Here is a 22,489-nt window from a genome sequence, read left to right as displayed (position 1 = left end):
GCGGCGTTGAGGGCGCCACGGCCGGCGTGCCGGGCGACCACGCCGCCGACCTTGCCGCCGCGGCGGACCCGCCCGCGCGCCGCGCGGTTGCGCCCGGCGTCGCCCTCGGGAGTGCTCACGCCGTCAGCCTAGCCAGCGCGGCGCGGCGCGTCAGACGCCTTCGAGGGAGTCCACCGCCGGTGCGGGCTCGTCGGCGATCTTGTCGATGCCGCGCAGGAAGTAGTCGATCGCCGGCCAGGTGTGGGCCTGCGCGTCGGGGCCGGCCAACAGGCCGAGGTGGCTGGATTCGACGGTGGTGAACTCGACCATCGGCGACCCGCTCAGCACGTCGATGCCGTGGCGGGCGGCATCCCACGAGCAGAGGGCGTCGCGATGGCTGCCGAACAGCTGCACCGGGACGTCGATGGCACCCAGGTCCACGTCGAGCCCGCCCAGGTTCAACCGGCCCGCGGCGAGCTCGCCGCGGTAGATGAAGCTCTCCCACATCTGCTCGGTCAGCTTGCCGGGGTAGCCCGGGAAGTCGCGCTGGAAACGGTCGATGACCTCCATGCGCTTGAGGGTCTCGGTCTCGCCGAGGTGGGTGGCGACGAACCAGGGCTTCTTGATCTCCCGGTCCCAGGAGGTGGCGCGGTAGGCGACCTGCACCACCGGCGCGGGGATCCCGCCGAGCAGGCGCAGCGCCATGGTCGGGGCCTTGCCGCCGGTCGGCTTGGTCAGCGTCCGCGCGAGGGGGTAGCCCGGCAGCGCGTCGTAGTCGAGCGGGGTGGCGACGGTGACGATGCTGCGCACCCGCTTGTCGTCGGCCGGTTGCGCCGCGGTGGTCAGCAGCGACAGCGTGCCGCCCAGGCTCCACCCGTAGAGGTCGACCCGGTCGGCGCCGTAGTCCGCCAGGACGCGCCGGATCGCCTCCGGGATGATGTCGGTGATGAAGTCCGCGAAGCCCATCGCGCGGTCCTCGCGGGTGACCTCGCCGAAGTCGACGACGTACGGGACGCGACCGGAGTCGCGCAGGTGCGCGACGACCGAGTGCTCGGGCGAGAGGTCGTAGCAGGACGCCGGCGCGGCGATCGGCGGGACCAGCAGGATCGGCGGGTGCCCGGCCTCGCGGGCGGCGCGGACCTGGTCGCCGTCGGCGTAGCGCCGCAGCTCGCGGTGCTTGCCGGTGGCGACGGTGACGTGGGGGGTGCTGTGCGGCGGCGCGATGCCGTCGCCGAGCGTGAGCGACCAGAGGTTGCGCAGGCTGCGGTTGAGATCGACCATGGGCACATCTTACTGCCGAGTCAGTTCGAGGGCGCGGCAGCCTCGACCGGCACCAGCGCGATGACCGAGCCGCTCGTCTCGGGGATGGCCGTCTTCGGCGTCACCAGCCGCACGTCGTCGCCCTGCACGTGGAACATGAGCACGGCGTCGGGGCCGTGTTCCCGACGGAAGGCCGCCAGGTCGAACTTCTCGCTGAGCTTGGTGCGCTTGACCACCGCACCGGCCTCGACCCGGTCGGCGATCTCGGCAAAGGTGGCCGCCGGCGCGAACATGGGCTTGGCACTCAGGTGCCGCGCCGGCGCCCAGCGCGACCCGGCGGGAGCGGCCGACCGTCGCGCGAGCTGGTAGACCTTGTCGCGGCCCAGGACCTGGGAGAACTCCCGCGCGGCGGTGGCGTTGACCTCGTCGTCGTCGGTGCAGGCGAGCAGCTGTCCGATGCCGGCCAGGTCAAGGTCGCGCACCGCGTAGTCGGACAGGATGTTGGCGGCGACGCTCGGCACTCCTTCCCGGCGGGCGACGGCCAGGTCCTGCCATTCCCGGCTCGCGACCAGCACCGGGATGCCGAGCTTGTCGAGCTGGCGCGCCACGTCGACGACCCAGTCGCTGCCACCGACGAACAGGACGCCGCTGGGCGCCTTCGACGCAAGCCCCAGGCGCTGGGCCAACCGGCCGATGCCGAGCCCGTAGACGGTGACGGTGGCGACGATGACCAGGAATACCAGCGGCACGAGGTCGGCGGCCGCCGCGGCCAGGTCCTTCAGGCGTTGCGAGTGTTCCTGGTCGGCGGCGTGCTGGAACTCCAGGGCGAAGGAGCTGATGACCGAGGCCGCGACAATGCCGCGCGGCGCCATCCCGGCCAGCAGTCGGCGCTCGGCGGAGGTCACGTTGGTCCGCCACAGCCCGACGAAGACGCTGATCGGGCGCACGACCACGATGAGCAGGACGACGAAGACCAGGGCCTCGCGCCAGACGCCGGCGAGCTGCGCCGGCGAGACGCGACCGGCCAGCAGGATGAACAGGCCACCGACGAAGAGCACCTGCAGGTGCTCCTTGAACTCACGGATGTGCTCGAGGTGCAGGCCCGGGCGGTTGGCGAGCCAGACGCCGAGGATGGTCACGGCCAGCAGCCCGCTGTCGGATTGGAAGTGGTCGGCCGCGACCAGGACGCCGACCGCGGCCGCGAGGGCCACGACCCCCTGCAGATGGTCGGGCACGATGTGTCGGCGCAGCCCCACCTCGACGATCAGACCGACCGGGATGGCGATCGCGATCGCGATCAGCGTCGTCCAGGCCAGCCCGCTCACCAGGGCGGCGACGGTGAAGCGCCCCTCACCGGCGACCAGCGTCCGGAACACCAGGACCGCGAGCGCCGCACCGATCGGGTCCACGACGATGGACTCCCACCGCAGCAGCAGGCCGACGCGTTTGGCCGGTCGCAGCGACCGCAGGATCGGTGCGATGACGGTCGGACCGGTGACCACCAGCAGCGCGCCGATCAACAGCGCCAGGCCCGGTTGGATCCCGACGATCAGCGCGGCGACGGTGGTCAGCACCCACGCGATCACGACGGTCACCGTGCACAACCGCAGGATCGGGCGGCCCAGCTCGCGGGCCTCGGCGAAGCGCAGCGACAGCGCTCCTTCGAACAGGATCACGCCGACGGCCACCGAGACACCGCCGAACAGGACGTCGCGGCCCAGCACCTCGTCGGCGGAGACCAGGCGACCCAGGCTGAAGCCCACGACCAACAGCAACAGGATCGACGGCACCCGCAGTCGCCAGGCCAGCACCTGGCAGGCGGCGCCCAAGACGAGGACGACACCGATGTAGGTGGCGACGTCGAGATCGGTCAGGTCGGGCACGGCGCTACCTTGCCCCTCCCGGACGGGTTGGGCAAGCCGACGCGCCCCGCCTCAGCCGGCGGCTTGTGCCAATCGTGCGTCGACGCCCGCGTGCGCCCAGAACCCGATGGCGGTGACATCGCCGGCGCCGAGCGCGTAGTCACGGCGCAGGACGTCGGCGATCAGCGGGGCCGAGTGCGCCTCGGTGCCGACCCAGCCTCGGTAGCCGCGGGCGGCGAAGGCCTGCGCGGCGATCGCGTCGACGAGGGCCGCGGGGTCGCCGCGCGGGATCCACTCGACCCGGTGGTCGTCGCGGATCCGCAGCGGCAGGGTGAACTCGTCGTCGCGGCCGTACTCCATCCAGATCGTGACCGGCACGTCCGGCTCGTCGGACACGGCAATCGCCTCGAGCAGCGAGTTCACCGCGGACAGCGACGTCGCGTCGCCGGCGATCAGCCAGCCGTCGGCGCCGGGGCGCGGCAGTTCGAAGCGGGGCCCGGTGATCGCCGCGGACAGCCGGTCGCCGGGGATCGCCGATTGCGCCCAGCGCGACGCGGTGCCCGCGTGCACGGCGAACTCCACCGCGAACGTGCCGGCGGCGGGATCGGGGTCGACGAGGGTGAAGCTGCGACGGTGTGGCCCGGTGGGGCCGTCGAAGCAGAGGGAGGCGCTCATCGTCGGGTGGACGAGGCGGCCGGTCAGCAGCCCGCCGTCGTCGAAGCGCAGACGGTGGAAATACTCGGTGATCTGCTCGACGCCGGTGACGGTCACCGAACAGAGATCGGTCCGCGGGCGATGGAGGAGCGACGAGTACGCGTTACCGGGGAACATGTTGGTAGGTTAGCGTAACCTAACCTACCGCGCCACCCCTCAGACGGCGGCCAGGCGCACTTGACCCGGGTGGCGCTCCAGGTAGTGGCGCGTGAAGGTGCACACCGGGCGCAGGCGGGCACCGGTCTGCTTCACGTAGTCCACGGCCGATCGCGTGAGCCGCGTCGCCAGTCCGTGCCCGGTGTACTCGTCGTAGAGAACCGTGTGCAGCACCGTCACGACGGGCGCGCCGTCGTCGCCGCGCTCGGAGTGGTAGCCGAGGACGCCGACGAGGTCGCCGGCCACCCACAGCTCGAAACGCTCGCGCTCCGGGTTGTGCTGGACCTGACTGATCTGCTGCAGGATCTGCTCGGCCGGCTGGGCCGACTTCTTCCGGTTTCGCATTGCAGCCTCCCTCCATGGAGTTCGTTGTCACCAATTATATGTGACCTGCTTCACATTGTACGGGTGTGTGACTGGAGTGACCAGAGTGATTCCCATGTCTCCACCCATCCGAGACCTGGCGGTGACTGTCGTAGGCTGGTCCCGCGGGGTTTTCCCGCACACAACAGAACATCGCGGGGGCTCTTGCGAACCAGGGGCTGAGATGGCGACGGGCGGTCGCCGACCGCCTGAACCTGTCCGGGTAATGCCGGCGTAGGGAGAGTCATCATGAGCACACGTGTGCCCGATTCCGCTGCCGCGGTCACCACCGGCCCCATCGAGGGCAGCACCAAGCACTACCTCGAGGTCGGGGATCTGCGGATCCCGCAGCGCCGCGTCCACCTCACCAACGGCGAGCACCTCGACCTGTACGACACCTCCGGTCCGTACACCGACGAACAAGCCACCATCGACGTCGAGGCCGGCCTGGCCCCCACCCGTGACGGGTGGCGACGGCCCGAGCCCGTCGACGGCGCCGCGACCCAGCTCGCCTGGGCTCGCGCCGGGATCGCCACCGAAGAGATGCGCTTCATCGCCGCACGCGAGGGCGTCGACGTCGAGCTGGTCCGCGCCGAGGTCGCCCGCGGCCGTGCGGTCATCCCGGCCAATCACCGCCACCCCGAGCTCGAGCCCACCATCATCGGCAAGAAGTTCTTGGTGAAGATCAACGCCAACATCGGCAACTCGGCGGTGTCCAGCTCCATCGCCGAGGAGGTCGAGAAGATGGTGTGGGCCACCCGCTGGGGCGCCGACACGATCATGGACCTGTCCACCGGCAAGGACATCCACCAGACCCGCGAGTGGATCATGCGCAACTCCCCCGTGCCGGTCGGGACCGTGCCGATCTACCAGGCCCTGGAGAAGGTCAACGGCGATCCGACCAAGCTCACCTGGGAGATCTACCGCGACACCGTGATCGAGCAGGCCGAGCAGGGCGTCGACTACATGACCGTGCACGCCGGCGTGCTGCTGCGCTACGTGCCGCTGACCGCCAAACGCGTCACCGGAATCGTCTCGCGCGGCGGGTCGATCATGGCGGCGTGGTGCCTGGCGCACCACGAGGAGTCCTTCCTCTACACGCACTTCGACGAGCTGTGCGACATCTTCGCCGAGTACGACATCACCTTCTCCCTCGGCGACGGCCTGCGGCCCGGCTCGATCGCCGACGCCAACGACGAGGCGCAGTTCGCCGAGCTGCGCACCCTCGGCGAGCTCACCGCCATCGCCCAGCGCCGCGGCGTGCAGGTGATGATCGAGGGCCCCGGCCACGTGCCGATGCACAAGATCGCCGAGAACGTCCGCCTGGAGGAGGAGCTCTGCAACGAGGCGCCGTTCTACACGCTCGGGCCGCTCGCCACCGACATCGCACCGGCCTACGACCACATCACGTCGGCGATCGGCGCCGCGATGATCGCCCAGGCCGGCACCGCGATGCTCTGCTACGTCACCCCCAAGGAACACCTCGGCCTGCCCAACCGCGACGATGTGAAGACCGGCGTCATCACCTACAAGATCGCCGCCCACTCCGCCGACCTCGCGAAGGGACACCCGCGGGCCCAGGAGCGCGACGACGCGCTGTCCAAGGCCCGCTTCGAGTTCCGCTGGACCGACCAGTTCAACCTGGCCCTCGACCCGGACACCGCGCGGGAGTTCCACGACGAGACGATGCCGGCCGAGCCGGCCAAGACCGCGCACTTCTGCTCGATGTGCGGGCCGAAGTTCTGCTCCATGCGCATCTCGGCCGACGTGCGCGCCTACGCGGAGGAGAACGGCCTGGAGACCGCCGCGGACATCGACGCGAAGATTGCGGCGGAGATGGCGGCCAAGTCCGCCGAGTTCGCCGAGCAGGGCAACCAGGTGTACCTGCCGATCAGCGAGAAGGTGTAAACCGCCCGCCGCTTGCCGACCGCTTGGAACCGCGCGCCAAGCCGGATCCAAGCGGGTCGGCGCACGGTGTGGGGCATGACAACGACACAGCTCACCCTCCCCCGCCAGTCCCACACCGCCGACGGACCGCATGATCAGACCGGCATGTACGTGATGCACCACGCGTTGCGCCGCGACCTCGTCGACTTCACCTCGGCGGTGCGCCGCACCCCGCTCTACGCCGCCGACACGTGGCAGGCCCTGCGTCGCCGCTGGGCCCGCTTCGCCGCCGAGCTGCACCACCACCACGGTGCCGAGGACGATCTGTTCTGGCCCGCGCTCCTGGAGTCGGTGCGCCGACGCGGCGACGACGGTGACCGCGCCGAGGTCGCCGCGATGGAAGACGAGCACGCCGCCATCGATCCGGCGGTGACCCGCTGCGCGGAGGGCTTCGCCGCGATGGCGAACGGGCCCGACGAGGACCTGCGGCGCGACCTGCTGGCCGACCTCGGCACCCTCCACGACGGCTTGGAGGCCCACCTGCGGCACGAGGAATCGGTGGTGTTGCCGATGATCCAGCGGGTCATGACCGACGAGGAGTTCACCACCGCCGAGCAGGCCGTCGCCCGGTCCCACCCGATGCGGACCGCGTCGTTCACGGTGCCGTGGGCGATGTCGGGCCTGTCGGACGAGGGACGCGAGCGGATGTTCGCCCTGGCGGGCGCGCCGTACCGCGTGATCTACGCCCTCTCCCGGCGACGCTTCGCCCGCAGGGAGCGGGCGGCGTTCCGCTACCGTGGGCACGATGACGCCCACCGTGCCCCTGCTGCCGACCGCCGGTGACGGGCAGACCCCGGTCCGCACCCTGACCATCGCGGGCTCGGACTCCGGCGGCGGCGCCGGAATCCAGGCCGACATGCGCACCTTCGCGCTGCTGGGCGTGCACGCGTGCGTGGCCGTCACCGCCGTCACCGTGCAGAACTCGCAGGGGGTCAGCGGCTACCAGGAGATCGACCCGCAGATCGTGGCCGATCAGATCCGCACCGTCGTCACCGACATCGGCATCGGAGCCGCCAAGACCGGCATGCTCGCCTCCAGCGCGATCATCGGCGCGGTCGTCGACACGTGCGCAGACCTGGGCATCGGCGGCGACGGCCCGATCCCCTTCGTCGTCGACCCGGTCTGTGCGTCGATGCACGGCGATCCGCTGCTGGCACCCGAGGCCCTCGAGGACGTCCGCACCGAGTTGATCCCGCGGGCGACCGTGGTCACGCCCAACCTCGACGAGGTGCGCCTGATCACCGGGATCGACGTCGTCGACGCGCAGACGCAGCGCGCGGCCGCCCGCGCGCTGCACGACCTCGGCGCGACGTGGGCGCTGGTGAAGGGCGGCCACCTGCGGTCGAGCGATCACAGCCCGGACCTGCTGTTCAACGGCGAGGACTACCTGGAGTTCGACCACGAGCGGATCGACACCCCGCACGACCACGGCGCCGGCGACACCCTCGGTGCCGCCCTGACCGCGGCGCTGGCACACGGCTATTCGGTTCCCGACGCCCTCTCGTTCGCGAAGGCGTGGGTGACGCGCTGCCTACGGGCGGCCTATCCGCTGGGCGGCGGCCACGGCCCGGTGAACCCGCTCTGGCGGGTCGGTGACGGCGCGGCGGGTGACGTCGCCTCGTCGTCGCGGTAGGTTCGAGGCGCAGAGCACCCGACCTCTGGGAGTGGTTCGCCGCGCAACCCCATCAGTTCGACGTCCCGTCGCCGCACACGGTCCGCAAGGCCATCGCGGCGTCGGCGATCGGCAATGCCACCGAGTGGTTCGACTACGGCGTCTATGCCGCGACGACGACCTACCTGACCCAGGCCTTCTTCCCCGGGTCACTCGGCACCGTCGGCACGATGCTCGGCTTCGCCGTCTCCTTCGTCCTGCGGCCGCTCGGCGGGTTCGTGTGGGGGCCGATCGGTGACCGAGTCGGCCGCAAGCACGTTCTGGCGCTGACCATCCTGCTGATCTCGGCGGCCACCGCCCTGATCGGCGTGCTGCCCACCCACGCGACCATCGGCGTCTGGGCGCCGGTCCTGCTCATCACTCTGCGCGTCGTCCAGGGCTTTTCCACCGGCGGCGAATACGGCGGCGCGGCGACGTTCATGGCCGAGTACGCACCCGACCGCAAGCGCGGCCGCTACGGCAGCTTCTTGGAGTTCGGCACCATGGCCGGCTTCGCCTCCGGCACCGCGATCGTCTTGCTGCTGACCGTCCTCCTGTCCGACGACCAGATGGCCTCCTGGGGTTGGCGACTGCCCTTCCTGCTGGCCCTGCCGCTGGGCCTCGTCGGCCTCTACCTGCGCTCCCGGCTGGGCGACTCCCCGGTGTTCACCGAGGTCGCCGCGGACAGCGACCAGACGAACGTGTCGATGTGGGCATCGCTGCGCCGGACACTCACCCGGTATTGGCGGCCGATCCTGATCATGTTCGGGATGGTCGTCGCGTTGAACATCAGCAACTACACGCTGCTGGCGTACATGCCCGACTACCTGAAGAACACCATCGGCCTGTCCGAGGACGGTGGCGCGGTGGTCGTCCTGATCGGCCAGGTCGCGATGATGCTGCTGATCCCGGTGTTCGGCGCCTGGTCCGATCGCACCGGTCGCAAGCCGATGTGGTGGGCCTCGCTCGTCGGCCTGTTCGTGTTCGCCGTGCCGATGTTCTGGCTGATGGGCCGCGGCTTCGCCTGGGCGGTCGTCGGATTCGTCGTGCTGGGGTTGCTCTACATCCCGCAGCTGTCGACCATTTCGGCGACCTTCCCGGCGATGTTCCCCACCCAGGCCCGCTACGCCGGTTTCGCCATCGCCTACAACACGTCGACCGCGATGTTCGGCGGCACGGCGCCGCTGGTGAACGAGGCCGTCGTCGACGGCACCGGGTGGCGGCTCTTCCCGGCCTGCTACATGATGGCCGCGTGCGTCATCGGCATGGTGGCGCTGCTGTTCCTGCGGGAGACGGCCGGCGTCTCGATCCGCGGGACCACGACGCCCAAGCGCGGCGCGGAGCCGCCCCGGTAGTCGGTCGGCCGGTCAGTCGCGGTCGGGCGAGGAGGCCTGCGCCCAGAAGCGCTTCGGGATGCGGCCGGCGCTGCGGGCCAGGTGGCCGGCGAGGACGGCGTGGCGCATCGCGGTGGCCATCGCCCGGGGGTCGTCGGCGCGGGTGACGGCGGTGGCGAGCAGGACGGCGTCGCAGCCCAGCTCCATCGCCAGCGCCGCGTCTGAGGCGGTGCCGATGCCGGCGTCGAGGACCACCGGCACGCTCGCCCGGGAAACGATCAGTTCGATGTTGTGCGGGTTGCGGATGCCCAAACCCGTGCCGATCGGCGAGCCGAGCGGCATGACCGCGGCGACGCCGGCGTCCTGCAGGCGCAGGGCGAGCACCGGGTCGTCGTTCGTGTACGCCATCACGGTGAACCCGTCGGCGACGAGCGCCTGCGCGGCGTCGAGCGTCTCGATCGGATCGGGCAGCAGCGTCTTGTCGTCGGCCACGACCTCCAGCTTCACCAGGTCGGTCTGCACGGCCTCGCGCGCCAACTGCGCGGTGAGCAGGACCTCGGCGGTGGTGTGACACCCGGCGGTGTTGGGCAGCACGGCGATGTCGAGGCGGCGCAGCAGGTCGATCACGCCGGTGCCGGTGTCGGCGCTGACGCGGCGCATCGCGACCGTCGTCAGTTCGGTGCCGCTGGCGACGAGGGCGCGTTCGAGGGAGGCGAGGTTGGTCGCGCCGCCGGTGCCCATGATCAGGCGCGAGGCGAAGCCGTGCGCACCGACCTTCAGCTGATCGGGATCAGCCACCCTGGACCGCCGTGACGATCTCGACGGTGTCCTCGTCGCGCAGCGCGGTCTCCCCCCACCGACTGCACGGGATCACGAAACCGTCGACGGCGACGGCGATCCCGCGGTCGGGCAGTCCGAGTTCGGTGACGAGTCCGGCGACGGTGGTTCCGGCGGCGAGGTCGCGCGCATCGCCGTTCACGGTGACGGCGATCGGAGTACCGGTGGAGGTCATGGGTCCAGATTAGCCCGCCAGCAGGGCGGCGATCCGGGCCGCGGTGACCGGGGCGAGCACGATGCCGTTGCGGCCGTGGCCGGCGGCGACGAGGGTGCGGTCGTCGATCCGTTCGACGATCGGCATGCCGTCGGTCGAGCCCGGTCGGATCCCGGCGGCGACCTCGGCGACGTCGTAGGTGCGCAGCCCGGGCATCACCTCGACGGCGTCGGCCAGCAGGTCGGCCACCCCGCCGGCCTGCGGGCGGCGATCGTCGGCGTCGACGGGTTCGTACTGCGTCGCCCCGACGACGACGCCCCCGGCGCGGGGCACCAGGTAGAGGTTGCGGCCCTCGACGCGCGCCCGCACCACGTGCGTCGGCACCGGGATCGAGTGGCGGTTGCGCGCCAGCCGCAGGATCTCCCCCTTGGCGGGGATGAGGGAGACGTCGGGCAGCAGGGCCGTGGTGCCCATCCCGGCGGCGACGAGGACCTGGTCGGCGGGCACCTCGTCGACCCGGTCGATGTGGATGCGGTGCCAGTGCACACCCGCGTCGGCGAGTGCCGCGCGCAGCCGGGACAACAGCAGCCCGTTGTCCAACGCGCCTTCCCCCAGGGCCAGATACCCGCTGTGGACCCGGGTGCTCAGCGCCGTCTCCTGCGCGCGGACCTCGCGCGGGCGCAGTGCGGTCAGTCGGTCGGCCCCGATCTGCTCGGCCCACACGAAGTCGGCGAGCTGGCGCAGGTACTCCCCGTCGGCGGCGGTCGTCGCGACGAACAGCGAGTCCCGCGCCGTCACGATGGCCCGGTCGCCGATGCGGTCGATCCACCCGGGCCACAGCGCCGTCGACTCGGCCGAGAGCGCGAGTAGGTCGCCCTCGCCCGGATGGCCCTCGCCCAGGGAGCCGAGCATCCCGCCGGCGACCTCGGCGGCACGGATCTCCGGTCCGGCGTCGTAGACATCGACGTGCCAGCCGGCGTCGGCCGCGGCGAGCGCACACATGCTGCCGATGACACCCCCGCCGATGACCGCGAGGGTCGGCGTGGAGTCGGTCGGGGTCACCACCGCAGCCTATCGCTACCGTTGACGACGTGAACCGCCGTGAACGCCTGGCCCGGTCGTCGCTGTACCTGTGCACCGACGCTCGGCGCGAGCGCGGTGACCTGCTCGACTTCGTCGCCGCCGCGCTCGACGGCGGCGTCGACATCGTGCAGCTGCGCGACAAGGGGTCGCCGGGTGAGCGTGAGTTCGGCGCGCTCGAGGCCGGCCCGGAACTGGAGTTGCTGGCCGGGTTGAAAGATCTGACCGTGCGCGCCGGTGCACTCTTGGCGGTCAACGACCGGGCCGACATCGCCGTCGCATCCGGCGCCGACGTCCTGCACGTCGGACAGGACGACCTGCCGGTGGCGACCGCCCGCGAGTTGGTCGGCGACGATGTCCTGCTGGGCCTGTCCACCCATGATCCGGATCAGGCGACCGCCGCGGCCGGCGACGAACGGATCGATTACTTCTGCGTCGGGCCCTGCTGGGCGACGCCGACCAAGCCCGGTCGCAGCGGCACGGGGCTCGACCTGGTGCGCCACGCGGCCGCGCTGTCGACCGCGCATCCGTGGTTCGCCATCGGCGGCATCGACCTCGACCGTGCGCCGCAGGTCGCCGCCGCCGGCGCGAGCCGGATCGTCGTCGTGCGCGCGCTCACCGGCGCCGACGATCCGCAGGCGGCGGCCGAGGCGTTGCACAGGGCGATCAGGGCGCAGCGCGATCCGGCCGACCGACGATAGCGTCGAACCGGTGACGACGACCCGCGGGATCACGGCCCTGCTCTTCGACCTCCAGGGCACGGCCGCCGACTTCTACACGCCCGTGGCGGCGGCGCTGCGGGCCGCGTTTCCCGACGCCGACGTCGACACACTCGTCGACCGGTGGCGGGCCGGCTATTTCGAACAAACCGGACCCGGCGCACCGCGCGACGACGGTCCGTGGATCTCGGTCCACGCGATGTACCGCACCGCGCTCGACGAGGTCCTCGAGGAGGCGGGACTGTCCGCCCGGGAGAGCACCTGCGAGGAGCTGACCCGCGCGTGGCAACGGATGCGGCCGTGGCCGGACTCGGTGGAGGGCCTGTCGCGCCTGCGCGCCCGCTTCACCACCGCAACACTCTCGAACGCCGACGTGGCGGCGGCGGTCCGCATCGTCAAACACGCGGGCCTGCCGTTCGACGCGGTGTTCACCGCCGAGATGGCCGACGCGTTCAAACCCGACCCGCGGGCCTATCTGACCGCCGCGCGCTACCTCGACACCCCGCCGGACCAGATCATGATGGTCGCCTGCCACAAGTACGACCTGCACGCCGCCGCGGAGTTGGGCCTGGCGACCGCCTTCGTCGCCCGTCACCTCGAGTTCGGTCCGCACGGCACACCGGACACGGCCTTCGACGATGCCTTCACGATCAACGCGACGGATTTCGTCGACCTCGCCGACCGACTCGGGTGCTGATCCACGGCCTCTCCCGCCATCGTCGCCAAACATCTGAACAACCGGACACATGTCGGTTAGCCTCGAGAATGTGAGCAGCGCCGCGAGCACGTCACCCGAATCCGGTACCCGCTTCGACCGCTCGGATTGGGTCACCATCACGACGATGGGCGTGGTCATCCTGGCGCTTCACCTCTTCGGCTGGGGCGTTTTGCTGATGGGTGTCGCACCGCGGCACTTCACTCTCGGCCCGAGTGGCGTGTTCGGCGTCGGCCTCGGCGTGACCGCCTACCTCCTCGGGGTCCGGCACGCCTTCGACGCCGACCACATCGCGGTCATCGACAACACGACCCGCAAGCTCGTCGGCGAGGGCCGACGGTCGCTGTCCACCGGCTTCTGGTTCTCGTTGGGGCATTCCAGCGTGGTGTTCGGTCTGGCCTTCCTGCTGGCGATCGGCGTGCACGCGATCGCCGGGCCCGTTCAGGACGAGGACTCGTCGATGCTGCAAACCCTCGGGCTCGTCGGCTCACTCGTGGCCGGGCTCTTCCTCATCGTGATCGGGTTGACGAACCTGGTCGCCGTGGTGGGCATCGCGAAGGTGTTCCGCAACATGCGGGGCGGCGAGCTCGACGAGGCCGAGTTGGAGCGCCAGCTGGAATCGCGCGGGTTCCTCGCCCGGCTGCTCGCCGGGGTGATGCGCCGGGTCCGCAAGCCGTGGCAGCTGTACCCGGTCGGCCTGCTGATGGGCCTCGGCTTCGACACGGCCACCCAGGTCGCGCTGCTCGTCCTCGCCGCGGGGACCGCGGCCTTCACCCTCCCCTGGTACGCGATCCTGGTCCTGCCCGTGCTGTTCGCCGCCGGGATGAGCCTGTTCGACACCGTCGACGGCGTCTTCATGGCGCGGGCCTACGGCTGGGCGTTCCTGGCGCCGGTGCGCAAGGTCTTCTACAACCTGACCGTGACCGTGCTGTCGGTGATCGTCGCCCTGGTGATCGGGCTGATCGTGCTGGCCGACCTCCTCGCCGACCGCCTGGGCGTCACCACCGGACCACTGGCCGTCATCGGCGCCGCGAACCTCGAGTTCGTCGGGTTCGCGATCGTGGGGTTGTTCGTCGCGACGTGGATCGTCGCCCTCCTCGTGTGGCGCTACGGCCGCATCGAGGAGAAGTGGATGGCCCCGGTCGAGGCGGATTAGCGCTTCGCGTCGCACCACGCCTTGGTCGCCGGCACGAGGGCCAGGACGAGCGTGATTATCGGGAAGATCATCCCCAGGATGCTGGAGATGGTGCTGGTCGCGATGTTCGCGTGCATATCGCTGACCTCGGCGGAGACCGCATTCTCGACGACCAGCCCGACGATGCTGCCGACGAGTGAGAACACGCAGGCGATCGCGATGACGTAGCGGCCCCACGCCCGACGCGTCAGCAGTGCGACACCGCCGACGAGGAGCATGACGCCCAGGACGACGCTGACCGGGATCTGCGCGGCCATCACCGTGGTGTACCAGTCCGGCAGGAGACGTCGCGCGTCGTCGAGCTTGCTCAGCACCGCGAGCAACCCGATGATCGCGATCAGGCCGACGAAGCTCGCGACCGCGCCGAGCACACTGAGCACTCCGGCGGTGATGGCGGTACCGCCGCTGGGTTCACCCTGGTAGGCGTAGCCCGCGTACTGGGTGCCGTAGGCCGCGTACGGGTCGGCGGTGTAGGGCCCCTGGCCGTAGGGAGCCTGTCCGTAGGGAGCCTGTCCGTAGGGCGGCTGGCCGTACGGCGCCTGTCCGAGCGGTTGCGCGGGCGCACCCGGGACCGCCCCGGGCTGCGCACCCGGCGGAGCGGGCACACCGGGCTGCGGGGCGGCGGGCGGCTGCTGGCCCGGGTACTGCCCGGGTTGGGGTTGCCAGGAAGTCATTGTGCGAGGTTATCGCTTCTTCACCGACGAGACCGGATGTGCCGTCGCTCACCGGAATCGGAATCCACCTTGCCGACGGCACGTCGCGGGCCTAACCTGGCCGGGTGCGCATCAGCAAGCTCGTAACTCGCCCGTAGCGGGGTCTCACCGGCCGACCCCCGCTGCGGGAGTCGAGCTATTCACACATCGGTCACTTCTCATCCAGACCGAGAGCAGACATCTGATGCACTTCCGACACCTCGACCCGTCATTCTTCTCGCGTACCGCCGACTTTCCATCCGGCCTGCGCGAGGAGGCACACACCTTGTCCACCGAGGAAATCGCCGATCGGCTCACCCCCGCCGAGACCATTCGACTGGACTCGTGGTCGGCCGCCACCGCCGACGGCGACCGGCTCGACTGCCGCGCGACCATCGTCGTCGACGACCGTCCGCGCACCGTCGCGGCGCGTGCCACCGGGCAACTGGGCGCGCTCACCTCGATGCTCTACGACGTGGGGGCCGGCGTCGAGATCCGCGAACTCCACCAGCGCCGGACCGAAGCCGAGGTCGTCACGATCCTGCTGTGCGGCAACGATCACGCCGAGCGCTGGGCCGTCGGCTCGGGTGCCGACGGCGACGAGGCCAACCGCAACGCGCTGATCGCCGGCGCGAACCTGCTGGCCCACTGAGGGCGACGCTCAGGCGAGCTCGGCCAGGTGGTCGCGCAGCACCGGCCAGCTGCGGGCGAATCCCGGGTGCAACGGCAGCGCGTCGACGTCGTCCGGGCGTACCCACCGAAGTTCGGTGGACTCCCCGTTGGGCACGGTGCTCACCGGCGACGCGACGTCGGCGATGACCGTCGTGTAGGTCCATCCGCTCTCGGCTTCGGCGGTCACGACCGTCATCCGCACATCCAGGTCGTGGTGGCCGATGCCGGCTTCCTCGTCTGCCTCGCGGATCGCGGTGTCGACGACGCTCTCGTGGGAGTCGCGCGCACCGCCGGGCAACGCCCACGTGCCGCCCTGGTGGGACCAGACCGCGCGGTGCTGCAGCAGGATCACGACCTCGCCGTCGGCCGACGGCGCACGCAGCAACAGGCCGGCCGCCCCGTGGCGGCCCCAATACCGTGAGCCGTCGGGGTCGAACACCCAACCGTCGCCGTCTCCGCGCACCCGCGCCCTCCCGAATCGCCGATTCATCGACTCTGCCGTCCACCGTAGGCGACGTGCGAGTGCCGGGTCGGGCAACACGCATCGGAGTCGATTTTCGACTTCGCCGCCCGTCGCCGTTGCGTGTCGTCGGCGTCTGCCTGCGCCGACGACTACGCTGGACCGCACACGTTTATCCACTGGTGACGGGGAGATGATGCGGTGAAATCCGACGCATCACCCGTGCGCCCGCGTTTCGTCGGCCTGGGCGGCAGACCCGGCCGGTCCACCCCCGATGCCATCGCCGAGTCGGCGGGCCGCCTGTCCACCAGCCCCCAACTGCGCCGCGCCCTGGCCGACCGTCGCGAACTGCTCGCCGCCGCACGCGGACGCGCCCAATCGCCGGTCGCCGCCCTGCGCACCTTCGGGGCGTCGACGCCGGGCAAGCTCATCCTCATCGCGATCGCGTTGACCCTCGGCTGCCTGGTCACCGGTTGGTACGCCTCGGTCAACCTGAACGGCCGCACCCACACCCTCCAACAGCTGATCTCGCGGGCCGAACCGATCGCCGAGTCGTCGCAGGTCCTGTTCAGCTCGCTGTCGATCGCCGACGCATCGGCGAACTCGGCCTTCATCTCCGGCGGTCTCGAACCGGTCGAACTGCGGCAGCGCTATTCGGATGCGATCGCCAGCGCCTCGGCCGCGCTCATCACGGCCGCCAACAGCCCCGACGAGACCGGCGGTGCCCTCAGCCCCGACGCCGACCCGGTCCAACCCGATCTGGTGTCCCTGACGGTGAACCTGCCCGTCTACACCGGCCTCGTCGAAACGGCCCGGGCCAACAACCGACTCGGCAACCCGGTCGGATCGGCGTATCTGAACGAGGCCAGCGGACTCATGCAGGAGACCCTGCTACCGGCCGCCCAACGCATCTACGAGCAGCGGACCGCGGCCATCGCGCAACCGCAGCAGGCCCTGACCCGCCCGCCCTACCTCGTCTACATCCTGCTGTTCACGCTGATCGGGGCGCTGATCGTGACCTCGCGGTTCCTGGAGCGCCGCACCCACCGCCGACTCAACATGGGCGTGCTGGTCAGCCTCGTCGCGATGACGACCGGCACCGTCTGGCTCCTCGTCGCCGGGCTGACGTCGGTGGCGTCGACGAACACCGCCCGCATCGACGGGTCGGACCCGCTGCACGCGCTGACCGCCGCGCGCATCAGCCTCCAGCAGGCCCGCTCCGCACAGACGCTGTCGCTGGTCCGACGCGACCAGACCGCCCTGAACGACAACTTCACCGACGCGACGCGCGGCGTCGCCGAAGTGCTCAACAAGCTCGTCGACGAATCGAAGTCCGGCGACATCAGATCCATCCCGGTGAGCGACCTGAAGACCGCCCAGACCTCGCTCGTCGACTGGCAGTCCACCGACCGCGAGATCGGCAAGCGCCTGGCGGCGGGCGACTACGTGGGTGCGCGCGACCTCACCGTCGGCACGGGCAAGACCAGCGCGGCCACCTACTACGCGCGGGTCGACGACGCGATCGTCCGATCGATCACCGCGGCGCGCAGCGCATTCCGCGACAACATCTACACGGCCGGTCGGTTCCTCGCCTTCAGCAGCTCGGGCATCGCGGTCCTGGCGTTGATCGCGGCCGTCGCGGTGCCGGTCGGGCTGGCCAACCGGGTGCGGGAGTACCGATGAGGATCCGTCTGCTCGCGACGCTGCTCCTGGTCACCGCCACCGCGACCGGGTGCGTCCGCTTCGCCGCCCCGGACAGCCCGTCGCCGCTCACCACGGCCAGCACACCCGCGCCGCCCGGCATGGCGACGCAGGCCCCCGGCGGCGCGACGTCGCCGGAGTCCGACGTCGACAACTGCCACCGCCTGGCCAGCCTCAGCCCCATTCCGCTGCCGCCGCCGGGACAGATGCCGCCGCACACCCCGATGGGCGACATCCAGGCCAACGGCCGCCTCATCGTGGGGATCGACACCGGGTCGAACCCGTTCAGCTTCCGCGACCCGCTCTCGGGCGATCTGCGCGGCTTCGACGTCGACCTCGCCCGCGAGATCAGCCGGGCAATCTTCAACGACCCGAACCGCATCGAGTTCCGCGTCATGCGCACCGCCGATCGAATCGGCGCCCTCGAGTCCCGCGAGGTCGACCTCGTCGTCAAGACGATGAGCATCACCTGCGAGCGCCGCAAGAAGGTCGACTTCTCCTCGCCGTACTACGTCGCCGCGCAGCGGATCCTGGCGGTGAGCAACTCGAAGATCTCCACCGCCGCCGACCTCGCCGGCAAACGCGCATGCGTCGCGCGGGGTGCGACGTCGGCCGTGCGACTGCGCCGGATCGTCCCGACGGTCACGCTGGTCGAGACGTCGACGTGGGCCGACTGCCTCGTGCTGCTGCAGCAGGCGAACGTCGACGCGGTGTCCACCGACGACGCGATCCTGGCCGGCCTCGCCGCGCAGGACCCGTGGCTGCACATGGTCGGCCCGAGCCTGGGCGAGGAGTACTACGGCATCGGCATCACCAAGGGCCGCGACGAGCTGGTGCGCTTCGTGAACGCCGTGCTGGCCGACCTGATCGCCAGTGGCCGGTGGCAGCAGATCGCCGAGGAGTGGCTGTCGGTCCTCGGCACCCGGATCGCCCCTCCCCAACCGACGTACCGGGATTGACCATGGCCCACGACGATCCCGACGAACAGACCCCCGAGCCGGTGGCCACCCAGGCCGTCGAACAGGCCGAGACGCAGGCGACCCAGGCGGCGCCGTTCGACCTCGAGACCGACACCGGCACCCAGACCGTGGGCGCCGACATGATCCTCGGGTCGGACACCGTCGCCGTCGAGACCGGCGAGGAGCCGCAGGCCGTCACCCCGCGCACGACCTTCCCGGTCCCGCGCGGCCGCGTGCTGGTACCCGAACGCAGCGCCCCCCAGGTCCACGACCGTCGGCTCGGCAGCGGGCTCGTCGATCTGCCGCGCATCGTCGACATCGAGCCGACCGACGCGGTCCTGCACAACCCGGAGATCCCCGAGCGCAAGCGCAAGTGCTGGAACTGTGGGACCCCCGTCGGCCGCAGTTCCGGTCCGCACAAGGGGCCGGTCACCGGCACCTGCCCGAACTGCGGCGTGCGCTACGCCTTCAAGCCGAGCCTCGCCGCGGGCACGCTCGTCGCCGACCAGTACGAGATCCTCGGCGCCATCGCGCACGGCGGCATGGGGTGGATCTACGTGGCCACCGACCGCAACGTCAACGACCGGCCCGTCGTGCTCAAGGGGTTGCTCAACGCCGGTGACGCCTCCGCGCAGGCCGTCGCGGTGGCCGAGCGACAGTTCCTCGCCTCGGTGAGCCACCCGGGCATCGTGAAGATCTACAACTTCGTCGAGCACCGCCTCCCCGACGACCGCTACATCGGCTACATCGTCATGGAGTACATCGGCGGCAAGACGCTCAAGCAGCTCACCTCGCCGGACGACGACAAGTCCACTGCGCCGACGCTGCTGTCCCCGGAACAGGCGATGGCCTACATCCTGGAGGTGCTGCCCGCCGTCGGATACCTGCACTCGGTGGGGCTGGTCTACAACGACGTGAAGCCGGACAACATCATGATCAGCGCGTCGGACGTGACGCTCATCGACCTGGGTGCGGTGGCGCCGATCGGCGGCCACGGTCGCCTGTACGGCACGCCCGGGTTCCAGGCCCCCGAGATCGTCGAAACGGGGCCACAGGTGGCCACCGACATCTACTCGATCGGCCGTACCCTGGCGGTGCTCACCGTCGACATGCCGATGGAGGGCGGGCAGTACCTGCCCGGGCTGCCCGACGTCGACGAGGTGCCGCTGTTCGCCGAGAACCCGTCCTTCCACCTGCTGCTGGCCCGCGCGACCGCCGACGACCCGGCCGAGCGGTTCGCGAGCACCGCCGAGATGACCACACAGGTCCTCAACGTGCTGCGCGAGACGGTCGCCGTGCACACCGGCGTGCCTCGGCCGGCGATGTCGACGGTGTTCACCCCGCCGCGCTCAACCTTCGGCACCGAGTTGCTTCTCGCGCCGGTCGACGCCTTCTTCGACCCCGACCAGTCCCCCTTCTACGACCCCGCCGACATCGCGGCGGCGCTGCCGGTACCGCTGCTGGACCCGACCGATCCGGCGGCGCGCGTCCTCAGCTCGGCGGCGCTCTCGGACCCGCGGCAGATCCTCGACTCGATCCGTGCGCACCGCGACGAGGGGTTGGCCGCCGACGAGCCGACCACCCACGTGTCCCTCGAGCTGGAGTTGGCCGAGGCCCGCGCCTACCTCGAGCTCGACGACGTGGACACGGCGCTCGGCGTGCTGCGGGGCGCCGACCAGTACTACGGCCACAACTGGCGCATCGAGTGGTACCTGGGCATCTGCGCGCTGCGCAACGACGAGCCGGAGCTGGCCTACGAGCGCTTCAACGAGACGCTGGAGGCGATGCCCGGCGAGATCGGCCCCAAGCTGGCCGTCGCCGGCACCGCCGAGCTGATCGGCCGGTGGCTGGCGGGTGAAACGGCCGACGCCGATGCCCCCGATCCGCAGGTCCACCGCTGGTACGAGATCGCCCGCCACCACTACCAGGACCTCTGGTACACCGACCACACGATCCTCACCGCCGCCTTCGGGCTGGCGCGCATCCACCTCGCCTACGGCGAGGTCGCCGAGGCCATCGTCGGACTCGACGAGGTGCCGACGACGAGCCGCCACTACAACACCGCGCGCGAGACCGCCGTCCTCGCGCTGGTCCGCGGGCGCCCTCTGACCGAGATCACCCACGCCGAGATCGCCGAGGCGGCCACCCGGCTGGATCAGATCCCCGACGGCGCCACCCGCAAACCGCGCCTCAAGCTCATCGTGCTGGGCACCGCGCTGGGCTGGGTCGTCGAGAACAAGCCGAGCGATAACCTGCCCGATCTGATGGGGTACCCGTTCACCGAGTACGGCCTGCGCACCGGCACCGAGGCCACGCTGCGCGATCTCGCCCGCGAGACCCGCTCCAACCGCGCCCACCGCTTCCAACTGGTGGACCTTGCCAACTACGTCCGGCCGGCGACCTGGTTCTGAGTCTGTGTGACGCGGGCCGGACCAGTCAGGGATCGCTGGACGACTACATTGCCGACTACGAGCCCAGCTCCGCTGCCTTCCTGATCAGGTGATCTCGTTCAGTGGTGTTCTCGGCCCGCTCGGCCGCTTCGGCGTACAACCGCGCCGCCTGCGCTCGGTCCCCCGACCGTTCGAGGAAGTACGCGCGTGCCGCGGCGTGCCGGGGCAGCGCGGGGTCGAGGTCGGCGAGCGCCGCCAGACCCGCCTGAGGACCGCCCGCCTCCCCGACGGCGACCGCGCGATTGAGGCGGGCGACGGGACTGTCGGTGAGGGCCACAAGCTCGTCGTACCACTCGACGATCTGGACCCAGTCGGTGTCCTGCACCCGCTGCGCGTCGGCATGCAGCGCGGCGATGGCCGCCTGAGCCTGGTACTCGCCGAGCCGGTCGCGTTCCAGCGCCGACTGCAGCACCGCGATCCCCTCGACGATGAGATCGGTGCGCCACTTGCTGCGGTCCTGCTCGCGCAGCGGAACCAGCGTGCCGTCGGACCGGGTACGCGCAGGGCGCCGCGCGGCATGGAGCAGCATGAGCGCGAGCAAGCCGGCGGCGTCAGGATCATCGGTGACGGCGACGACCTGGCGCGTCAAGCGGATCGCCTCGGCCACCAGGTCGACATCGCCGGAGTATCCCTCGTTGAAGACGAGGTACAGCACCCGCAGGACCGCGCCGAGGTCGCCGGGTCGATCGAGGCGCTCACCACTCACCGTCCGCTTCGCTCGCGAGATCCGTTGTGCCATGGTCGCTTCCGGCACCAGGAACGCCCGCGCAATCTGGCGTGTCGTGAGGCCGCCGACCGCGCGCAGCGTGAGTGCCACCGCCGATGACTCGGTCAGACTCGGATGTGCACACAGGAAGTACAGCTGCAGCGTGTCGTCGGCCGCCTCCGTCAGTCCCGGCGGCGGCTCGACGACGACGCGGAGTTCGCGCCGGCGACGCGCCACATCCGAGCGGGCGAGGTCGACGAAGCAGCGCCACGCGGTGGTGATCAGCCACGCCTTGGGATCGTCGGGCATCCGCTGCGGCCACGTCTGAACCGCTTTGGCGAGTGCATCCTGCACCGCGTCTTCAGCGGTCGCGAAGTCGGCGCCACGGCCGACGAGCACGCTCAGCGCGGCGGGCACCAATTCGCGGATCCCCGCCGCGCCGAACGGCGTCGACTCGTCCACCTCGGCTACCAGTCGATGGTCGACGGCATGTCACCGAACTCCGGGCGGACCTCCAGCCACTCGCCCACCGGCTCACCACCGGCACCCGGGGCCGCCGACAGCTCTCCGGCCAGTTCCAGCGCCCGTTCGTGCGAGTCGACGTCGATGATCATGAAGCCGGCGATCAAATCCTTGGTCTCGGCGAACGGGCCGTCGGTCACCGGAGGCTTGCCCGCTCCGCCGGAGCGAACCCATTCGCCGGCCGGCATCAGCGCCTGCTCGAACACGAACTCGCCCGATTCGCGCAGTCGTGCCGCGAAATCGCGCATGTAGGCGATATGGGCGTCGACCTCCTCGGGCGCCCACTGACTCATCGGTACGTTGTTGACCGGGTCCGGTGCGCCTCGATAGTGCTTGAGCAGCAGGTACTTCGCCATGACAA

Annotated in this window: 22 protein-coding genes and 1 riboswitch; of the genes, 11 read left to right on the top strand and 11 right to left on the bottom strand. The window is 70.7% G+C overall.

What is annotated here, in order from left to right:
- Positions 1 to 150: 150 nt before the first annotated feature.
- Genes QM634_RS12085 through QM634_RS12070 form a run of 4 tightly spaced genes read right to left on the bottom strand, consistent with a single transcriptional unit; the run spans position 151 to position 4,316 of the window.
- Positions 151 to 1,260 (bottom strand): alpha/beta fold hydrolase, encoded by a 1,110-nt coding sequence (locus QM634_RS12085; protein ID WP_415043025.1) that lies wholly within the window; start codon positions 1,258 to 1,260, stop codon positions 151 to 153.
- A gap of 20 nt (positions 1,261 to 1,280) precedes the next feature.
- Positions 1,281 to 3,122, bottom strand: coding sequence for a cation:proton antiporter (locus tag QM634_RS12080; protein ID WP_415043024.1), 1,842 nt, complete (start codon positions 3,120 to 3,122; stop codon positions 1,281 to 1,283).
- 51 nt (positions 3,123 to 3,173) lie between these two features.
- Positions 3,174 to 3,932 (bottom strand): siderophore-interacting protein, encoded by a 759-nt coding sequence (locus tag QM634_RS12075; protein ID WP_415043023.1) that lies wholly within the window; start codon positions 3,930 to 3,932, stop codon positions 3,174 to 3,176.
- A 39-nt stretch (positions 3,933 to 3,971) separates the two neighbouring features.
- On the bottom strand, positions 3,972 to 4,316 hold the full coding sequence (locus tag QM634_RS12070; protein ID WP_415043022.1) for a GNAT family N-acetyltransferase: 345 nt from the start codon (positions 4,314 to 4,316) through the stop codon (positions 3,972 to 3,974).
- A gap of 163 nt (positions 4,317 to 4,479) precedes the next feature.
- Positions 4,480 to 4,592: riboswitch (TPP riboswitch) on the top strand.
- Between QM634_RS12070 and thiC the strand changes: the two genes are divergently transcribed.
- From thiC to QM634_RS12050, 4 genes are all read left to right on the top strand, one after another.
- On the top strand, positions 4,584 to 6,242 hold the full coding sequence (thiC, locus tag QM634_RS12065) for a phosphomethylpyrimidine synthase ThiC (protein WP_415043021.1): 1,659 nt from the start codon (positions 4,584 to 4,586) through the stop codon (positions 6,240 to 6,242). Its footprint overlaps the riboswitch before it by 9 nt.
- A gap of 75 nt (positions 6,243 to 6,317) precedes the next feature.
- Complete coding sequence (locus QM634_RS12060) at positions 6,318 to 7,064, top strand: hemerythrin domain-containing protein (RefSeq protein ID WP_415043020.1); 747 nt, start codon at positions 6,318 to 6,320, stop codon at positions 7,062 to 7,064.
- Positions 7,027 to 7,914, top strand: a complete 888-nt coding sequence (gene thiD / locus QM634_RS12055; RefSeq protein ID WP_415043019.1) for a bifunctional hydroxymethylpyrimidine kinase/phosphomethylpyrimidine kinase — start codon at positions 7,027 to 7,029, stop codon at positions 7,912 to 7,914. The genes QM634_RS12060 and thiD overlap by 38 nt, the downstream gene beginning before the upstream one ends.
- Positions 7,915 to 8,006: 92 nt before the next feature.
- Complete coding sequence (locus QM634_RS12050; protein ID WP_415043027.1) at positions 8,007 to 9,287, top strand: MFS transporter; 1,281 nt, start codon at positions 8,007 to 8,009, stop codon at positions 9,285 to 9,287.
- Between the two features lie 12 nt (positions 9,288 to 9,299).
- Here the strand turns inward: QM634_RS12050 and QM634_RS12045 are convergent, their stop codons facing one another.
- The 3 genes from QM634_RS12045 to QM634_RS12035 are packed head-to-tail and all read right to left on the bottom strand — an operon-like array spanning position 9,300 to position 11,319.
- Positions 9,300 to 10,064, bottom strand: a complete 765-nt coding sequence (locus tag QM634_RS12045; protein WP_415043018.1) for a thiazole synthase — start codon at positions 10,062 to 10,064, stop codon at positions 9,300 to 9,302.
- On the bottom strand, positions 10,057 to 10,257 hold the full coding sequence (gene thiS, locus QM634_RS12040) for a sulfur carrier protein ThiS (RefSeq protein WP_415043026.1): 201 nt from the start codon (positions 10,255 to 10,257) through the stop codon (positions 10,057 to 10,059). Before thiS ends, QM634_RS12045 begins: the two co-directional genes overlap by 8 nt.
- 30 nt (positions 10,258 to 10,287) lie before the next feature.
- On the bottom strand, positions 10,288 to 11,319 hold the full coding sequence (locus tag QM634_RS12035; RefSeq protein ID WP_415043017.1) for an FAD-dependent oxidoreductase: 1,032 nt from the start codon (positions 11,317 to 11,319) through the stop codon (positions 10,288 to 10,290).
- A 29-nt stretch (positions 11,320 to 11,348) separates the two neighbouring features.
- Between QM634_RS12035 and thiE the strand changes: the two genes are divergently transcribed.
- From thiE to QM634_RS12020, 3 genes are all read left to right on the top strand, one after another.
- Positions 11,349 to 12,038 (top strand): thiamine phosphate synthase, encoded by a 690-nt coding sequence (thiE, locus tag QM634_RS12030; RefSeq protein ID WP_415043016.1) that lies wholly within the window; start codon positions 11,349 to 11,351, stop codon positions 12,036 to 12,038.
- A 10-nt stretch (positions 12,039 to 12,048) separates the two neighbouring features.
- The gene (locus tag QM634_RS12025) at positions 12,049 to 12,753 is read left to right on the top strand and encodes a haloacid dehalogenase type II (RefSeq protein WP_415043015.1); all 705 of its coding nucleotides are present in this window, start codon (positions 12,049 to 12,051) and stop codon (positions 12,751 to 12,753) included.
- Positions 12,754 to 12,823: 70 nt separating this feature from the next.
- The gene (locus QM634_RS12020) at positions 12,824 to 13,927 is read left to right on the top strand and encodes a HoxN/HupN/NixA family nickel/cobalt transporter (RefSeq protein WP_415043014.1); all 1,104 of its coding nucleotides are present in this window, start codon (positions 12,824 to 12,826) and stop codon (positions 13,925 to 13,927) included.
- On the opposite strand, the gene QM634_RS12015 is transcribed toward QM634_RS12020, so the two are convergent.
- Positions 13,924 to 14,640 (bottom strand): hypothetical protein, encoded by a 717-nt coding sequence (locus QM634_RS12015; RefSeq protein ID WP_415043013.1) that lies wholly within the window; start codon positions 14,638 to 14,640, stop codon positions 13,924 to 13,926. The two genes, QM634_RS12020 and QM634_RS12015, sit on opposite strands and share 4 nt — an antisense overlap.
- A gap of 223 nt (positions 14,641 to 14,863) precedes the next feature.
- Here QM634_RS12015 and QM634_RS12010 point away from each other — a divergent pair, with 223 nt between their 5' ends.
- Entirely contained in the window at positions 14,864 to 15,310 is a 447-nt protein-coding gene (locus QM634_RS12010; RefSeq protein WP_415043012.1) for a hypothetical protein, read from the top strand.
- A gap of 9 nt (positions 15,311 to 15,319) precedes the next feature.
- Here QM634_RS12010 and QM634_RS12005 read toward each other — a convergent pair whose 3' ends face one another.
- Positions 15,320 to 15,793, bottom strand: coding sequence for an NUDIX hydrolase (locus QM634_RS12005; RefSeq protein WP_415043011.1), 474 nt, complete (start codon positions 15,791 to 15,793; stop codon positions 15,320 to 15,322).
- A gap of 198 nt (positions 15,794 to 15,991) precedes the next feature.
- On the opposite strand from QM634_RS12005, the gene QM634_RS12000 reads away from it, so the two are divergent.
- Genes QM634_RS12000 through QM634_RS11990 form a run of 3 tightly spaced genes read left to right on the top strand, consistent with a single transcriptional unit; the run spans position 15,992 to position 20,861 of the window.
- Positions 15,992 to 17,473 carry a hypothetical protein gene (locus QM634_RS12000; protein WP_415043010.1) on the top strand — a complete coding sequence of 494 codons (1,482 nt, stop codon included), beginning with the start codon at positions 15,992 to 15,994 and terminating at the stop codon, positions 17,471 to 17,473.
- Entirely contained in the window at positions 17,470 to 18,450 is a 981-nt protein-coding gene (locus QM634_RS11995; RefSeq protein ID WP_415043009.1) for a transporter substrate-binding domain-containing protein, read from the top strand. The genes QM634_RS12000 and QM634_RS11995 overlap by 4 nt, the downstream gene beginning before the upstream one ends.
- 2 nt (positions 18,451 to 18,452) lie before the next feature.
- A complete protein-coding gene (locus tag QM634_RS11990; RefSeq protein ID WP_415043008.1) occupies positions 18,453 to 20,861 on the top strand; it encodes a tetratricopeptide repeat protein in 2,409 nt (802 codons plus the stop codon).
- Positions 20,862 to 20,916: 55 nt separating this feature from the next.
- Here QM634_RS11990 and QM634_RS11985 read toward each other — a convergent pair whose 3' ends face one another.
- On the bottom strand, positions 20,917 to 22,068 hold the full coding sequence (locus QM634_RS11985; RefSeq protein ID WP_415043007.1) for an RNA polymerase sigma factor: 1,152 nt from the start codon (positions 22,066 to 22,068) through the stop codon (positions 20,917 to 20,919).
- A gap of 5 nt (positions 22,069 to 22,073) precedes the next feature.
- Positions 22,074 to 22,484 carry a YciI family protein gene (locus QM634_RS11980; RefSeq protein WP_415043006.1) on the bottom strand — a complete coding sequence of 137 codons (411 nt, stop codon included), beginning with the start codon at positions 22,482 to 22,484 and terminating at the stop codon, positions 22,074 to 22,076.
- Positions 22,485 to 22,489 lie beyond the last annotated feature (5 nt).

Source organism: Gordonia sp. (in: high G+C Gram-positive bacteria), assembly GCF_047606305.1.
Lineage (GTDB): Bacteria > Actinomycetota > Actinomycetes > Mycobacteriales > Mycobacteriaceae > Gordonia.
Note: the sequence above shows the minus strand (reverse complement) of the source record. Positions and strands in the feature narration are given on the sequence as shown.

Coding starts and splice junctions, on each gene's coding strand:
- QM634_RS11995 (WP_415043009.1), top strand. CDS start 17,470: ATGAGGATCCGTCTGCTCGCGACGCTGCTCCTGGTCACCGCCACCGCG.
- QM634_RS12075 (WP_415043023.1), bottom strand. CDS start 3,932: ATGTTCCCCGGTAACGCGTACTCGTCGCTCCTCCATCGCCCGCGGACC.
- QM634_RS12015 (WP_415043013.1), bottom strand. CDS start 14,640: ATGACTTCCTGGCAACCCCAACCCGGGCAGTACCCGGGCCAGCAGCCG.
- QM634_RS12070 (WP_415043022.1), bottom strand. CDS start 4,316: ATGCGAAACCGGAAGAAGTCGGCCCAGCCGGCCGAGCAGATCCTGCAG.
- thiC (WP_415043021.1), top strand. CDS start 4,584: ATGAGCACACGTGTGCCCGATTCCGCTGCCGCGGTCACCACCGGCCCC.
- QM634_RS12085 (WP_415043025.1), bottom strand. CDS start 1,260: ATGGTCGATCTCAACCGCAGCCTGCGCAACCTCTGGTCGCTCACGCTC.
- QM634_RS11980 (WP_415043006.1), bottom strand. CDS start 22,484: ATGGCGAAGTACCTGCTGCTCAAGCACTATCGAGGCGCACCGGACCCG.
- QM634_RS11990 (WP_415043008.1), top strand. CDS start 18,453: ATGGCCCACGACGATCCCGACGAACAGACCCCCGAGCCGGTGGCCACC.
- thiD (WP_415043019.1), top strand. CDS start 7,027: ATGACGCCCACCGTGCCCCTGCTGCCGACCGCCGGTGACGGGCAGACC.
- QM634_RS12060 (WP_415043020.1), top strand. CDS start 6,318: ATGACAACGACACAGCTCACCCTCCCCCGCCAGTCCCACACCGCCGAC.
- QM634_RS12010 (WP_415043012.1), top strand. CDS start 14,864: ATGCACTTCCGACACCTCGACCCGTCATTCTTCTCGCGTACCGCCGAC.